This is a genomic window from Irregularibacter muris (assembly GCF_024622505.1).
Classification (GTDB): Bacteria; Bacillota; Clostridia; order Eubacteriales; family Garciellaceae; genus Irregularibacter; species Irregularibacter muris.
This window is the reverse complement of record NZ_JANKAS010000001.1, coordinates 122295-137338: the sequence shown is the minus strand read 5'-3', so window position 1 is coordinate 137338 and position 15044 is coordinate 122295. Positions and strand designations below refer to the sequence as shown.

Annotated in this window: 16 protein-coding genes; 4 read left to right on the top strand and 12 right to left on the bottom strand. The window is 35.0% G+C overall.

Annotated features, from left to right (window positions below):
• Nucleotides 1–263 precede the first annotated feature (263 nt).
• The 4 genes from NSA47_RS00650 to NSA47_RS00635 form a co-directional block, all read right to left on the bottom strand.
• Nucleotides 264–2309: an ABC transporter permease gene (locus tag NSA47_RS00650; RefSeq protein ID WP_257528903.1), complete on the bottom strand. Its 2046-nt coding sequence runs from the start codon at nucleotides 2307–2309 to the stop codon at nucleotides 264–266.
• Entirely contained in the window at nucleotides 2299–3066 is a 768-nt protein-coding gene (locus NSA47_RS00645) for an ABC transporter ATP-binding protein (RefSeq protein WP_306811057.1), read from the bottom strand. Before NSA47_RS00645 ends, NSA47_RS00650 begins: the two co-directional genes overlap by 11 nt.
• Before the next feature lie 252 nt (nucleotides 3067–3318).
• Nucleotides 3319–4338 carry a sensor histidine kinase gene (locus NSA47_RS00640; RefSeq protein WP_257528901.1) on the bottom strand — a complete coding sequence of 340 codons (1020 nt, stop codon included), beginning with the start codon at nucleotides 4336–4338 and terminating at the stop codon, nucleotides 3319–3321.
• Nucleotides 4335–5003, bottom strand: coding sequence for a response regulator transcription factor (locus NSA47_RS00635; RefSeq protein WP_257529237.1), 669 nt, complete (start codon nucleotides 5001–5003; stop codon nucleotides 4335–4337). Before NSA47_RS00635 ends, NSA47_RS00640 begins: the two co-directional genes overlap by 4 nt.
• Nucleotides 5004–5349: 346 nt before the next feature.
• On the opposite strand from NSA47_RS00635, the gene NSA47_RS00630 reads away from it, so the two are divergent.
• Together NSA47_RS00630 and NSA47_RS00625 are read left to right on the top strand one after the other, a co-directional pair.
• A complete protein-coding gene (locus tag NSA47_RS00630; protein ID WP_257528900.1) occupies nucleotides 5350–5778 on the top strand; it encodes an N-acetyltransferase in 429 nt (142 codons plus the stop codon).
• Between the two features lie 27 nt (nucleotides 5779–5805).
• Nucleotides 5806–6375, top strand: coding sequence for a hypothetical protein (locus NSA47_RS00625; protein ID WP_257528899.1), 570 nt, complete (start codon nucleotides 5806–5808; stop codon nucleotides 6373–6375).
• 392 nt (nucleotides 6376–6767) lie between these two features.
• On the opposite strand, the gene NSA47_RS00620 is transcribed toward NSA47_RS00625, so the two are convergent.
• From NSA47_RS00620 to NSA47_RS00610, 3 genes are all read right to left on the bottom strand, one after another.
• Nucleotides 6768–7901, bottom strand: a complete 1134-nt coding sequence (locus NSA47_RS00620) for an acyltransferase (RefSeq protein WP_257528898.1) — start codon at nucleotides 7899–7901, stop codon at nucleotides 6768–6770.
• Nucleotides 7902–8318: 417 nt separating this feature from the next.
• Nucleotides 8319–9740 (bottom strand): ABC transporter permease, encoded by a 1422-nt coding sequence (locus tag NSA47_RS00615; RefSeq protein WP_257528897.1) that lies wholly within the window; start codon nucleotides 9738–9740, stop codon nucleotides 8319–8321.
• A complete protein-coding gene (locus NSA47_RS00610; protein WP_257528896.1) occupies nucleotides 9737–10444 on the bottom strand; it encodes an ABC transporter ATP-binding protein in 708 nt (235 codons plus the stop codon). The genes NSA47_RS00615 and NSA47_RS00610 overlap by 4 nt, the downstream gene beginning before the upstream one ends.
• A 225-nt stretch (nucleotides 10445–10669) precedes the next feature.
• Between NSA47_RS00610 and NSA47_RS00605 the strand changes: the two genes are divergently transcribed.
• The gene (locus tag NSA47_RS00605; protein ID WP_257528895.1) at nucleotides 10670–10891 is read left to right on the top strand and encodes a helix-turn-helix transcriptional regulator; all 222 of its coding nucleotides are present in this window, start codon (nucleotides 10670–10672) and stop codon (nucleotides 10889–10891) included.
• Complete coding sequence (locus tag NSA47_RS00600) at nucleotides 10878–11327, top strand: hypothetical protein (RefSeq protein WP_257528894.1); 450 nt, start codon at nucleotides 10878–10880, stop codon at nucleotides 11325–11327. The genes NSA47_RS00605 and NSA47_RS00600 overlap by 14 nt, the downstream gene beginning before the upstream one ends.
• A gap of 57 nt (nucleotides 11328–11384) precedes the next feature.
• Here NSA47_RS00600 and NSA47_RS00595 read toward each other — a convergent pair whose 3' ends face one another.
• The 5 genes from NSA47_RS00595 to NSA47_RS00575 all read right to left on the bottom strand — a co-directional run bounded on the left by NSA47_RS00595 (nucleotide 11385) and on the right by NSA47_RS00575 (nucleotide 14951).
• Nucleotides 11385–12158 carry an ABC transporter permease gene (locus tag NSA47_RS00595; RefSeq protein WP_257528893.1) on the bottom strand — a complete coding sequence of 258 codons (774 nt, stop codon included), beginning with the start codon at nucleotides 12156–12158 and terminating at the stop codon, nucleotides 11385–11387.
• Nucleotides 12151–12861: an ABC transporter ATP-binding protein gene (locus tag NSA47_RS00590; RefSeq protein WP_257528892.1), complete on the bottom strand. Its 711-nt coding sequence runs from the start codon at nucleotides 12859–12861 to the stop codon at nucleotides 12151–12153. Before NSA47_RS00590 ends, NSA47_RS00595 begins: the two co-directional genes overlap by 8 nt.
• Nucleotides 12862–12888: 27 nt before the next feature.
• Nucleotides 12889–13209, bottom strand: a complete 321-nt coding sequence (locus NSA47_RS00585; protein ID WP_257528891.1) for a zf-HC2 domain-containing protein — start codon at nucleotides 13207–13209, stop codon at nucleotides 12889–12891.
• The gene (locus tag NSA47_RS00580; protein ID WP_257528890.1) at nucleotides 13206–13682 is read right to left on the bottom strand and encodes an RNA polymerase sigma factor; all 477 of its coding nucleotides are present in this window, start codon (nucleotides 13680–13682) and stop codon (nucleotides 13206–13208) included. The genes NSA47_RS00585 and NSA47_RS00580 overlap by 4 nt, the downstream gene beginning before the upstream one ends.
• Nucleotides 13683–14033: 351 nt before the next feature.
• Nucleotides 14034–14951 (bottom strand): Fic family protein, encoded by a 918-nt coding sequence (locus NSA47_RS00575; RefSeq protein ID WP_257528889.1) that lies wholly within the window; start codon nucleotides 14949–14951, stop codon nucleotides 14034–14036.
• Between the last annotated feature and the right edge of the window lie 93 nt (nucleotides 14952–15044).

Below are 15044 nucleotides of genomic sequence, written 5' to 3'. Positions count from 1 at the left end.
CTACCAATTTTGAAATCACATAAAATTTGGTGTTACCCATATCCATTGTGCTATTTTGTTCATTTTCTTGTGTTACAGTCTCTCTATTTTGCATTAGAAAAAAACACCATTGCTAGTGTTTTAAACCAATCATTCTATTTCCTTATAGCTATATTTTTATATACATCACAAGATCATGGCGAACATCCTTTCTACAGGATATCTCTGAATCCCAATTAATAATTGCTGGCTTATCCTATGCATAAAGTATCCCAGTTTGCCCATTATTTACAATCAATATTTCGCTTGAAAGTATAATAGGTAGCTACAAAATAGCACATATATATAGCGATAATTAATAACAAAGAGATACTGATATTAAATATAAAAGCTTTATCGCCAATATATAAATCAATCACCGCACTATTTGCAGACTGAAAGGTGTATAGGAAGATATAGAAACCAATGACAGCTAATACTATTGGGATAATAAAATATATGGATATTTGTTTGAAAATGATTCTGCCAATTTGTTTATTATCTATACCTAGCTTTCTTAATATATGATATCTTCCTTTATGCTCGATTGAGTCTGATAGCTGCTGCAGGGCTAATACTGTTAAGCTAATCATTAGTAAAACAGTCCCTCCATATATTCCAAGAATTCTCATTCCCAATGTGGAATTTAATATTACATTGGTTTCTGCTACCTTTAATCGAATAATCAAGGGACTTGCTTGGTGCTCTCTATTAAGGATGTTTTTATAATTATTCATGAACCAATTTGGGATATACTCTTGTTCTAGCTGTATTGCCTCATCAAAGCTAATTTTTTTCGTTGTAGTTGCATAAAAATCCTTGTTTGCTAAGGTCAAACTTTCGCACCACTCATCGGGTAAAACAATAAGTCCTCCTAGAAAAGAATCATAAATATAATGTCCAATGGATTCCTTATAATAAGGAATGGGGCTAGTTTTTAGTTTATGACCCTTTATATTCAATGTTGAATGGTCCTCAATATATTCTTCAATAAATTTATTATCCTCTGTGGTTATCCATTGGGTGGTAAATTCATTATTTTTCAATTTTATTTCCTTATAACCAAGCATTTTTCTTAGCTGATTATAATCACTTAATCCGATTGCCAGTGGCGGCATATCATTTGCACCTTTAGTATAAAGCTCCTCATCGTAAACAAAGTATTTCTCCACCTGAGAATAATCTTCTACATTGTAAGGTTGGCTGCCTAAATACTTTACAATATCACCATAGTCTATTTTTGATACATTCTCTACTTCCTTTATACTATTTAACTTACTACTTATAGCCATATCAAAAGGAATTCGATTTTCTAAATATCCTAAGCTCCATTGGGATAGTAAAAGCGTCAAGGTAAAACTTAAGGCTGCCCCTAAAAAAGTTAATGTGATGGTAGCCATTAAAAATGGCGCTGTTTTTATTTTAGAAACAATTGTCCCAATTAAGAATAGGTTTGTATACTCGTACTTAAATGTAATCCACCTTTCTTTAATAAGTATGACTATATAGGCCAAAGAATAAAACAATCCATATGTTCCTGCAATAAAAGCTACTAGTGCAAATGCTATATAAGTCATTTTGTTCCCCTGGATAAGATTGGAATTACCCACTCCCTGTAATACTCTGTGAATAGAGTAACCGCAAAGTATATATAAGAGAACCGCTGCAATAAATACACTAATATAAATTGCCTTACCTCTTTTGAATTTAAATTCTGTTATTTTTTCATCATTTAACATATTAATTAATTTAGATTTGTTTAAGGAATGCATATTTAAGAATCCGATAAAACAGAACATTGCAATAAAAAAGATAAAAGTGATTAACACAGTATCTATATATAGTTTAAAGGAAAATAGAATATCCTGTTCTGCTGTCATAAGGATTAAAGCTGTAACAACCTGGGAAAACAAAGTGCCCAAGAAGACACCTAATATAATGGACACAATCCCCATGATCAGCGTTTCAATAAAAAACATAAACGCCACGTTTTTTTGTGGAATGCCTAATAGCATATAAGTAGCAAACTCTCGTTTGCGTCTTTTTATCATATATTTATTCACATAACCAATCAGAACAATCAGTAAGCCTGTTATTACATAGGTTGCGTATTTCATTATCTGCTTTAGCATTTCAAAATTATAAGAGTCCTCTGTTATCAATTCATAATGTGCACTTGATAAGGATAAAAATGCATAGAATAGACTTACACATATTGTTAATGTAACAAAATAAATGACGTAGTCTTTTAAGGAACGTTTTGCATTGTTTAATGCCAATTTAGCGTACATCTCGAACATCGCCTCCTAGCAGAGCCACCACATCTAAAATCTGATTAAAGAATTGCTTGCGAGTATTTTGTCCCTTTGCAAACTCAGTAAAGATTTTACCGTCCTTAATGAATAAGATTCTATCGCAATAGCTTGCTGTAAAGGAATCATGTGTAACCATTAAAATAGTTGCCTCCAATTCCCTATTTAAGTGTGAAATCATTTCTATCAGCATTTGGGCTGACCTGGAATCCAAAGCTCCTGTGGGTTCATCTGCCAAAATAAGTTTTGGATTTGTTATTAAGGCCCTAGCACAGGCACAGCGCTGCTTTTGCCCACCTGAAACTTCATAAGGATACTTTGGAAGAATCTCCTCTATGCCCAGTTCGATAGCTACAGCTTTCACCTTACTGTCAATCTCATGCTTTTTATGTCTATTAATCGTAAGTGCCAGAGCTATGTTCTCATGGATTGTTAAAGTATCCAGAAGGTTAAAATCTTGAAAGATAAAGCCTAGGTTTTCCCTCCTAAATTTAGCAATATCCTTCTGATTAATTTTTGTTAAATCATTCCCATCTACATAGATATGTCCTGAGCTTACCTCATCAATAGTAGATATGATGTTCAGTAAAGTTGTCTTACCGGAACCAGAGGGACCCATCACACCGACAAACTCTCCCCTAGAAACATGAAAGCTTATGTCATCAATAGCCTTTACTACATTTCCCTTGTTTCCATAATATTTTTCTACATTTTTTAAATCTAATATCTTTTCCAATCCCCTCACCTCCATTCCATTGTACCTGATTTTTTCACGATCTGATTCGATTAAACCTTACTTTAAGGTTACAAATTTGTCACTTAGTAAAAAAAGAGTAGCTTGGCTGCTTCGGTTAGGAAACCCTAGGTTCCCTTCGGCAATGGCAAATATGCCCTCTGAGCATCTTCCTAATAGGGCAGAGGATACTTCTCTACAACCTCTTTTTTATATAATCGGAAGGTAGGACCTTCCGATTATATAAAAAAGAGCCTATACGGCTCCATCCTTACAAAAGTTTCCCTTGGGAAAGGTAATTGTTATTCTAGTATATAAACCTTCCTTTGAATCTGCTGCTATCAACAGCCCTAATTTATCACACAGTTTTTTACAGAGATACAGGCCTATTCCTGTAGATTTATGATTTTGTCTACCTTTACTTCCCGTGTAGCCCTTTTCAAATATACGATCCACTTCATTCACCGGAATTCCTATGCCATTATCCTCAACAACAAGTTGAATACCATGCTTAATATCCTGGGTATAAATCTTAACCACAGAGGGGCTATTTCCCCTGTATTTTACTGCGTTAATAATAATCTGATTTAATATAAACTCCAGCCACTTGCTGTCACTATAAACATTTTTCTCTAGATCAACTAGACTTAAATCGATATGGTTAAGAATAAACATCTGCTTGTTTCTTATGATTACCTGATTGATACACTGCTTAAGGGAAATCTCTTTAATAAGATAATCCTTTTGAGCTTCCTCACTTCTAGCATAAAATAATGCCTGCTCAACATATCGATCAATAATTTCTAACTCCTCTAATACAGTTCTTGAATTCTTTGTTTTGTTATTCTCTTGGATTAGCTTTATGGCTGCTATGGGCGTTTTTACTTCATGAATCCACTGCTCAATATATTCTTTGTATTCCTTTCGCTGAGTCTTATTTTTATTGACTTCTTCAAGCATAGACCTTCCAGCCTCCTTCATTAACATATAATAAGGAACTGCATCGTTAAAAGGAGGAAGATCTATGATTTCTCCCATAAGATATTTCTTATCCAGATTGTTGGCAGTTTTTATCAAATTCCCATAATATACTTTCCTTTTATGATATTCATAGATTAAAAACATTGCATAAACGGTAATCCAAGCCACTGTAATGGTGATGATTGTATCAAAGGTATTTCCTACACTGAAAAGAAATGTGTTTAAGGTAATCAATGCAATTAGATTCAGCAGAATAGCTTTTATTCTTTCTCTTAAATAGCCCTCAAATCTCATAGGATATATCCCTGTCCCCTTCTAGTTTTTATGAAATCATAAACTCCGATATCCCCAAGCTTATTTCTTAATCGAGTGATATTTACAGTAAGGGTATTATCATTTATAAACAAAGAACTATCCCACAAATATTCCATAATGTCTACCCTCGATACAATTTTCCCTTTATGAATCAATAAATAGTAAAATATCTTTAATTCGTTTTTAGTCAATTCTACTGATTTGTCCTCATTTTCAATCCTGCTGGACAATATATTTAACGTAATACCGTTATATTCTATGAAATCACTTGCCCCTTTATTAGGATATACCCTCTTCAAAAGTGAATTTATTCTAGCCAAGAGTATTTGAGCATTATATGGCTTTGTAATAAAATCATCCCCGCCTAAGGATATGCTTATGAGTTCATCAACATTCGTATCTCTGCTTGTGATAAAGATAATCGGTACCTTTGAAAAGCCGCGAATTTCCGTACAAATGGTGAACCCATCTTTATTAGGAAGATTAATATCTAACAAGACTAAATGGGGATCAATCTCCTTTACCTGCTTCGATATATCACTAAAGTCTATAGTCTTGGTAACAGAATAGCCGTTACGTAATAAGAGACTTCCAATTTCATTCTGTAATTTTTGGTTATCTTCCACTATCATTATATTAAACATATTATCTTTAGTAAGAAATTCCACGATAAGTACAAAACCTTACTAATGTCCTCCTCTTTCCAAATCATAATGTGTGTTTCATAATCCTATTAGCTCATAATATAATCATATCATAAAAAATTCATGATAAACTAGGGTATCTAGATATAGGAATTTGCCTTTTATGGATAAACCTATATTTATAATATCACAAAAAAATATTTTTCTTTCCTGCAGGATAAGACTATTAGAAAATAGAAGTAATATCTTGTTAAAGTTGATATCTTATAGGTAGGCCATGTATATTTTTCGATCTATAGATCAAAAATTATGGACTGAATTTTTTATAAATTAAGGAGTATATTTAATGATAAAAGGATTAGAGGATTCTAAAATAGATAGTATAATGAAAATTTGGCTAGAAGCAAATATTCGTGCCCATGACTTTATACCCCAAGACTATTGGAAGGCAAACTATGAGTATGTGAAGAAGGTTTTACCAGAGGCTACTATTTTTGTCTATGAAGATGGCGATGAAATAAAAGGATTCATAGGGATTATTCAAGAAACATATATTGCAGGATTATTTGTTTCTGATAAATACCAAAATGAAGGTATAGGGAGCAAATTGCTTGAAAAATGCAAGGACCACTATCCTGCTTTAAGTTTAGATGTTTATGCTAAGAACATAAAGGCTTTAAACTTTTATAAAAAGCATGGATTTAAAGTTACAAAAGAGAAAGAGAATGATGAAACTAGAGAAATAGAATATTCAATGCTATGGAAGATGATATAATACAAATTTACCTCAGGGGGATATACTATGAATAATATCGGCTTAATTTTTATAGGCATTTTAAGTATCATCCAAGGATGTATTTTAATGACTAGAAAAAAACTAGTAATTAAAGGAGAACATCAAAATATATATGCTTCCCTTATTTTTATAGCCCCTTTTATTCAAATAGCTATTGAAACAATATTCTATGATCAGACCTCTATCATACCTATAATATTGATTAGTATCGTTATTCTATTTCCTTTCTTAATCTTCAGTTTTAATAGGGAAAGAAATACCTACTATATAGAAAATAGTTCTATTGAAATGATCATACCTATTATTACTCGTATTTTAAATGAAAAAGATATTTCCTATGAAGAAAGGGAAAAAGCGATTTTCTTAAAGAGCTATGATAGTTCTATATATTATAAAAAGTCTTTGGATACTGTAAGGTTAGACTTTAAAGACATCCAAAACATATCTCTACAAGAAGAAATTATAGAAGAATTAAAAAGAAGTATTAAAGAAAACAAATCAAAAATATTTCCCTTTTCAGGATTTCTTTTTATAGGACTTGGGGTTCTGATCTTTTTAGTAGATAAATACATCTAATGAATCTGCCATTTCTAATGTTCTGCTTAATTGATGTATACGGACATCTATTTCATAACATATATGATGAACGATTTACTTTCTTTTTCCTTGAAATCTCCGTCCCATACTGTATTCGTAAGCGAATAAATGCCCAACGATTCCAGTAATATTAACATTTTGAGAACTGAGAAGCTTTACAAGCTTTCTTAACACCTGGTTTTTTAAGCGTATCATCACTATATTTTAAACTACTTGATATTCTAAACATTCATCACTATTTTTAGTATTTGTATCACCTATAAAGTAAGCTTTGATTAAAGATAATAAAAAAGTATGTTCTTGTTCGCCCTGTGATTCTCCATCCAAGCCAATAAGAACATACTTTTTTATAAAGATTGGAAACTTAAATCCTATGAATACCTATCCTTTTTCAATTTGATACGCATCCCCACTGTCCAACGCAAACAAGATAAGCGGCTTAAAATCCAGGTCAAACCATATCCTATACCTCCCTGTAAGATCATGCTTATTAAAAAAAATGGATAAGGACTCAGCGTGGAATACAAATCCTGGAACTGGTTAAATGGCAGCCGATGGATTAAATAAATGCCAAATGAATAGCGTGCAACAGGTTCCAGAAAGGTTCCTTTGGGAATACATGTAGCCAGAGCCAGTAGAAAGGGAAGAATTAACAGGAATGCTACCTGAACCAAGGGTTGAAAGGAAGCCACTTGGGATAATGTCCTGGTAACAGATAAACCCATCAAAAAAGGTACTGCTAGCTGGATCAGTCGCCAAGGCTTCATCAACCATTCCCGGATAGGTTCCCACCAGCGTGCCACCCAGGCCCCAAGAACAAAGTAAAAGCACCATGCCGGGAAGGTCAGATAAAAGTACGGGAACAATGACCGGAACTGTGCACTAAACAATGTCTGTATTCCAAGCATCAATCCCAGACTACCTGCAAAGACCCAGGGTGTGTAAAGCAAGCGGCGAAACCATGCACAACCATTTAATGTGAAAACAAGATAGAACTGCAATACGATGGGAATAAAATACAAATGAAAGGAACCGCCCACCAACTTATCCAGATAATTCAAAAAAGTAGGTGTCTGTGCTTTTCCTGTTAAGACGGGAATCCATATATAAACATTCACCCAGAACAAATAAGGTAAGCCTACTAGAAGAGTATGCTTTTTTAGGTAACCATAGGGTGTTACGTTGGGACTGGCATAAAAAGCCAGAAAAGAGGAGAGAAAAAGAAAGAGCGGAACCACAATGGTTATTAATTGATTAACAGCATCCATAAGCGGTGTGGTATGTGGATAGACGATTGAATGTCCTACCACCACTCCAATACAGGATATCCCCCGAAGTAGCTCCATTTCTTTTACCCAACCTCGACTAGCCAAAATCCCCTGGGGTACAACCAAATGGTCTGTTTCATCTCCCTTATCTTTCCTCTTTTTTAAATTTTGGTTTAAATTCTTTCTCCATCTTACTCCTTTTTCCAATGTTTGCTGGTTTTTTACTCCATATCTCAAATAAGAAAACCCCTTTTTAAGCTTAATAAGAAAAATGAGAAGCTCCCACTTCTTTAAATGGTGGGAAGGTGTCACAACTTCTATGATAACCAATTAACCTTTAAGAAACCTTTAATATATCCAAATATAATTTTCCATTTTTGCACAGAACCTTAATGATGTCTCTAAAATCAAGGATTTCCATTATCCTAAAGTAAAGCTACAAAGGGATAGACATATACCACGTAAAAAAATGATAAGAAAATATATTCTAAAGATAAAAATAAAAGTTTCTCGGCACTGGAACCTCCGCTCATATTTCCCTGCGAAACTTCCAACACTTTGAAACTCTTAAATTCCCAGTGTTTTACTTTTATCTATTTTTCTGCCTTTGCCCCCATACTATGGTCTCACCAACGGTCTTGCCCTAAAACATCATTATATCCAGTTCATTAACTGTGGACGCGATATTCTCTTTGCTATTTTTTCTAAACAAATCCTATTGACAACCGCCAAAATAATACAATAAATCATGGACCATAAAAGATGATTCTCCGTCCAATATACAATACTAAGAGGTGGAAAAACAAAAAGCAATCCCAAAACACTTGAAATATACAAACCATTACGTGGTCTTTTCATTCTGGCAGATAAACTACCTGTTATAAGAACCATAGATATACAAGACAATATGCTGACTGGAAACAAGAGAATTAACTGATCTGTAGTATACATATACCCTGTTCCCTGCTGCATAAAGTGACCAACTATGTTTCCAGCAATAAGAGTAAGGCTTGAAGAAATAAGCAGCATGACAGAAGATACAACCACTGGCACCATCATTTTAGCTAAAAACATGGATCTCACATGAAGTGGCGTGGAAAGCAAGGACTCGGCTGTTTTGTATACTTTTTCTCCGCCAATTGAATATGCAATCAAGTTGGTAGGCGTTCTGGGCATCATCAAAGCCGTCAACAGAACTGCATAATTTAAGTTTAAGTCACCTAAGTAATAATAACCTAAAATACAAGCGCTTGCTGGTGCCAAACATAATATCAAGAAATTAAATAAAAGAAGTTTCAGTGTTGCCAAGTATCTCATTTCGTGGGCAAATACAGACCTCATTGGCGATTTTCTCATAGTCTCATGGAATCGGACCTTTTGTTTTCTCCCCCGCTTTTTATATTTGACATTTTCAAAATAAGTAGCTTGTCGAAGTTTTGCAATCTTCACTAAATAAATCAGACAAACAGCAACATAGATAAACAAAAACAACCCCATTACATATACGGCAAAATGTAGTTCAATGCGTGTTATGGCAGTAAGTCCAGCCATATATAAAATGCAAAGTGGAAACGCCCTAAAAGCAATCATGGTATATGCACTTTGCGTATCGCCAGATAATGCCGATTGATAAAGACCGCTTAAAATAACAGATATAAACGTCATAATTGCCAGTAACCCTATGCCAATCCAATGTAAGCCTGTGAAGCCTATTTCAGCTCCCGTTAAAAGACTGGTAAATATGGCAATCTCTGTAGTCAATATAAAAAAGACTAGGGCAAATACAATGGATAAAAGGAACTTTCCCCATAGAATACTGCTGCCCTTAATTACAGTTGACAAAAGGGACTCTAAAGTTTTCTTTTCCCGTTCACCTGCTAGACTATCTGCAAGAAGTGGTATTAAAAGCGTAACGGTTAAAAGCATGGCAAAGTATATGCAGGTTGCCATATCTCTGATGAAAAAAGGTACGCTGCCCCCCGTTAATAACGCGGCGAGAAAATAGAATATCAACATTCCCCTATCACTAAAAAACAGAGTTAATTGGTTGCGAAAAACAACAAATGTCTTACTCAATTTTCCGCCCTCTCTTTCTCAATGTCCATATATAATTTTTCTAAACGGAATTGCCCATGGGCCCTGTAATTTGAACTATCTTTTAAGGCTTCTATAGAATTGGTGAAAATATTCTGTCCTTTTCGTAATATGCTGATTTTATTGCACATCTTCTGTACTTCTTCAAGATTGTGGGTTGTCATAATAATTGTAGTACCCCGTTCTTGCGCCAGCTCAAGCAACATGTTTCGCAAATCGGCGGTACTGACAGGGTCAAGACCATTGGTGGGCTCATCAAGTAGAAGTATTCGCGGCTTATGCAACATGGCACGAATTAAGGCTACTTTCTTTTTCATACCGGTGGAAAATCCTTTTACTGGCAAGTGTTTTTTATCAGACAGATCAAACTGGCCTAGAAGTTCATCAATCCGTCTATTGGATTCTATAGGACTTATCCCATAAATATCTGCGTAATACATAAGGTTGTCATAAACAGAGAGTGGTTCATAAAGGCCAACATCTTCCGAAAGAACACCACATATTCTACGGACAGCATCACCATCTTTAATAGGATGCTTTCCATAAACAGATATATTGCCCCTATCGGGTTCTAATAGTCCCAGCAGTAATCTCAATGTAGTTGTTTTTCCAGAGCCGTTATGACCTAACAGACCATACACATCCCCCTCTGTAATTTGTAAATTGAGTTGGTCTATCGCTTTCACTACGCCAAATGTTTTTGTTACCTCTTCAAAAATAAGTTTCTTCATACCCTCACTCCATATTTTAAGAAATCTCACCTCTATATGTATAGTATATATAACAAAATATGTTAAGTCAACATTACATTTAATGTTAAGTTAACTTGACAATGGGAGGTTCCAAAGATATACTTAAACTATGTAAGCCTATGCACTATTAAGGATTTTTGGTTGAGAGAGGATGATTGTGTGAAAACAAAAATACGTGAATTACGAAAAAAGAAGCGGATTTCGCAAGAGGAATTAGCCAAAGCGGTGCGTGTAACTCGCCACACAATCATGGCGCTTGAGAATGAAAAATATATTGCTTCCTTACCGCTGGCAGCAAAAATTTCAAGGTTTTTCGGACTTTCCATAGAGGAAGTCTTTGATCTATCGGAAACGGGGGATATTGATTATGACATCTTTTGAAAAAGAAATACAGAAAAGACTAAAAATCACCATATGGGGTACTGTTTTGACAATGGTTGCAGTGGCTTTGGCTTTTACTATTCGTCTAAGCATTGGAGGCTATTCACTGGAAGTTTCCATTGATCATTTATTTGTTATGCTTGGGATATTTGCAGGTATAGTTGTTGCCGCATTGATAAAAATCACTCGATTTCGTAACGCATTAAAAAATAAAAACAAGTTGGAAGAGCTCTATATAAAGGAAACAGATGAACGTAATCGCATTATCATTCTAAAAACTTGCAGAGCATGTATTACCATAACGCTTACATTTTTAGGGATTGGAGCAATTATTGCTTCCCTGTTTAATGAAATAGTTTTCTTTACCCTGGGGATTGTTTTGATTTTAATATTGATACTATATTTAACATTGAGAGTATATTATACTAATCGATAAATTATCTTATGTAGTCCTCATTATTCTTTAAAAAGATGTTTATTGAGCCAATATCGTTTATAACTCATATTTTCTAAAAATAATCAGTCCAAACATGGTAGTTATGAACATTATAATAGCTGAATTTATCACAATACTCATCACCATATCTAATGAAACTGATGTTGTAGAAATTATCGTTGTCATACCATAGATAGAGTGACGTATGCCTAATTCAATAATTTTTGCAGCACTGGAAAAAGAATTGCTTAGATTTCTAATAATAGTCCATAATGTTCTACTAAATAATACATAGCATAGACAAACAACGATTGATGTGGTATTCTTCCTTATCAACATTGAAAATAGACAAATAAATGTTCCTAAGGTAGCGTATAGGACAGTGCCACAAATTATCATTGCAACGTATTCATTGGTCAGTATGTTACTGATTTGTCCTGAGCTAAACAAAGCAATCAATTCAAATATTAAGAAAATGCTGACAGACATAATTGATGATAAAATAGCTTTTGACAAATAGATACGGGTGCGGCTTTTATTGATAATCCATTTATGCTGCCATGTCTTCCATTGATATTCTTGCCCAATCAGTACAGAGATTAAGATAGCAATTAAAATACCTAGCCCCTTTTGGTATTCTATACCTAAGCGAAGAATATCCTCAATCCCCTTAAATGTAGTTATACTCCCAAAGACAGAGATTCCCACTCGAATATCTTGTCGCATAATCATCGTCAAGAAAAAAGCAAGGAAAGCTGTAAATGTAATTCCTCCATAAAATAACCTGCTTTTTCCAAACCTATAAAGGTCACTTCTTAATAGTTTAATCATTTGTCCGCCCCTCTCTTGTATATTGGATATACAGTTTTTCCAACGAAATCTCATTTTGAATAGCATCATGAATAGCTAACTCCTTTAGAATTTTGCCTTCATGTAGAATCCCAATATTGGTTGCCATTTGCTCTAGTTCACTTAAAATATGGCTGGATATTAATATTGTCATACCCTTTTCATTTAAATGTAGTAATAATTCACGTAGCTCTGCAATCCCACTAGGATCAAGTCCATTCATCGGTTCGTCCAAAATAAGGATATCTGGATTTTGCAGTAATGCCATTGCAAGTTTCAGCCGTTGCGTCATACCAAGAGAAAAGCTATTTACAGGTTTATTATTGGTATTTGTCAGACCTACAGTTTTCAACACTTTTATAATTTGACTGTCATCATGTAGACCAAGTAAATTTGCCTGTGCTTTCATGTTTTCAAAAGCATTCATATTTAGGAAAAGTGATGGATCATTGATTACCACAGCTAATCGACATTCATATCCATTTATTTTTGCTATAGAAACAGCTCCTCCAAAATTCTGAATTAGCCCAGTTAGGATACGAAGCAAAGTTGTTTTCCCAGAGCCGTTTTTCCCAATAAGTCCGTAAATTTCACCATGTTTTACATAGATAGAAAGATCTTTCAAAATAGAATTTTTATCGTATCTCATTTTTATATTCTCTGCTGTTAAAATGTAATTGTTCAATCTATAATCCCCCAATCAATATGGTTTTTATGAAACTCTTATATCCATAAACAAATAGAGAACGAGTGCAATGGCAGCAATTACTAATAGTGTGCTTAAGATGCCTTTAATCAGTGATTTTAACATGCCTTTTTTCCACTTCCTTGATAATTTCTTTACTGCCTCAGCTTCTTTCAAATTTTGGTCCTTGTTATTTATTAAGAATTCTTCATCCATTGCTTGTAGCTCAGCCTTACAACTATCACAGTCTTTCAAGTGTTCCTCAATCATCGTTTTACTGTCATTACTGCATACTTCATCATGATACAATGGGAGCAAATCCTTTATTATTTCGCAAGATGCTTTCATTTTATCACCTCCTGTAAATGCTTTTTTGCCCTGTAAAAAATTAGTCTTGCCCAACTGTCAGTTTTCGCAAATAAATCTCCAATTTGTGAGAATGGCAGCTCTCCAAACACTCGTAAAGTAAAAACCTCTTTGTATGGCTCTCTCAGGTTATGCAACTCAATATGTAGTCGTTTCGCCGTATCTTTGTCAAGATAATCACTTTCCAAATTGTATAACGTGTTAGGTCTGTCTATACCTAAGTCTGATATCATGCGCTTTTTCTTTTTATAGTGCGTAAAATAAGCATTTTTTGCTATTTGACAAAGCCAGACATACAATGTGCAAGACCCATTGAATTTATCTATACTCTGCATTGCCTTAAAAAAGGTATCTTGGGTTATTTCTTCTGACAAAGCCTCATCCATACAAAGAGATAGCACATATTTATATACATCGGAAAAGTACTCCAAATATATTTCACTGAAATCTGCCACTTTCTCACCTCCTTACCCATAGGACTCACAACATATTAAAACGTTTCAAACTTTTTTATTTTCTTTTGTTTCTTTCGTTTTGTCTACAAGTTCCAACACTTTATCATAGACATTTAGTTCAAGTAGAATCCGATTGATGCTTTGGATATAAGCATATGTGGCAAACAAACCAATCAATCCCATGAGAACTTGAGCGGTAAAAATCATATCTAAGAGTAACTAGATTTGATCTCAGAGAAAAATTACAATTAGCTAGTTAAAAAAGGTTATAAAGAGAGGACTATATGTTAACGTGATTCGCCGAGCCCAACCATAAAAACAGCCTCGCGGTTTTTCTTCGCGAGGCTGTTTTTAATTCTGCAATAGACTCAAGTACTGCGAAAGTCTTTCTTTTACATACTGGCCGACCATATTTACCATGGACGACGGGTCATTATCCTGATAATAGCTGTCAAAGCAGGCATAGTATTTTCTCCGATCGGCAAATTTCACGTCAATGGGCGGGTAGCCTGCCTGCATCAGCATCAGGTTTAATATAAGGCGCCCAGTGCGTCCATTGCCATCAATGAATGGATGGATTCCCTCAAAATTCAAATGGAATAGCGCCGCCATTTCTATAGCATGTCGATTATCATGGGACAGATCCGCAATCAGCTGTTCCATCTGAACTGGAACAAGATAAGGCTGTGGAGGTTGGTGGTGGGCCCCTATAATTTTTACTGGAATTCTGCGGTACACGCCTTTGTCTTCCGGCCTGTTCATCAAGACAAGGGAGTGGATTTCACAAATTACCCGTTCCGAAATCGGAACTTTATCCCTGAAGAGTAACCTGACATAAAGAAAAGCGTCACGGTGTCCTACCGCTTCCAAATGATCTTTGAGCGGCTTCTGGTCAATTGTCACGCCCTCCAAGGCAAGCGCAGTCTCCTGCAGCGTGAGCGTGTTGCCTTCGATGGCATTTGAGTTGTAGGTGAACTCCACGAGAAATTCATCCTGCAGTCGTTTTAACTCTCCGCTGGTCAAAGGGTGCCGGCGGTCAAGCTCCGCCTTCATCTCATCAATAGACATGAAAAGTACAGCGTATTGTTCTGGAATCTTTTTGCCACGTAAACTGCGTCCGTCGATGGGCTTTAAAGTATCCTTTGGAATAAGATAGGAACGTCCCTTACGGACGACCCCCTGTATTCGTCCCTCCACACAAAGTACGCGAACGCGTCGATCAGATATGCCCCACCGCTCCGAAGCCTGTTTTACAGTGATGTATTGCATCCCTTCACCTCCTCAATCTTTTTTATAGCATACCACATTATCGGAATAATATTAATAGTTTTTTTCATTTTATTATTCTTTTATTCCGATGCG

What these genes read in the sequence shown, in the direction of transcription:
- NSA47_RS00575 (WP_257528889.1), bottom strand. Translation starts at nt 14,951, where the DNA reads ATGCAATACATCACTGTAAAACAGGCTTCGGAGCGGTGGGGCATATCT.
- NSA47_RS00625 (WP_257528899.1), top strand. Translation starts at nt 5,806, where the DNA reads ATGAATAATATCGGCTTAATTTTTATAGGCATTTTAAGTATCATCCAA.
- NSA47_RS00630 (WP_257528900.1), top strand. Translation starts at nt 5,350, where the DNA reads ATGATAAAAGGATTAGAGGATTCTAAAATAGATAGTATAATGAAAATT.
- NSA47_RS00640 (WP_257528901.1), bottom strand. Translation starts at nt 4,338, where the DNA reads ATGAGATTTGAGGGCTATTTAAGAGAAAGAATAAAAGCTATTCTGCTG.
- NSA47_RS00595 (WP_257528893.1), bottom strand. Translation starts at nt 12,158, where the DNA reads ATGATTAAACTATTAAGAAGTGACCTTTATAGGTTTGGAAAAAGCAGG.
- NSA47_RS00585 (WP_257528891.1), bottom strand. Translation starts at nt 13,209, where the DNA reads ATGAAAGCATCTTGCGAAATAATAAAGGATTTGCTCCCATTGTATCAT.
- NSA47_RS00650 (WP_257528903.1), bottom strand. Translation starts at nt 2,309, where the DNA reads ATGTACGCTAAATTGGCATTAAACAATGCAAAACGTTCCTTAAAAGAC.
- NSA47_RS00635 (WP_257529237.1), bottom strand. Translation starts at nt 5,003, where the DNA reads ATGTTTAATATAATGATAGTGGAAGATAACCAAAAATTACAGAATGAA.
- NSA47_RS00600 (WP_257528894.1), top strand. Translation starts at nt 10,878, where the DNA reads ATGACATCTTTTGAAAAAGAAATACAGAAAAGACTAAAAATCACCATA.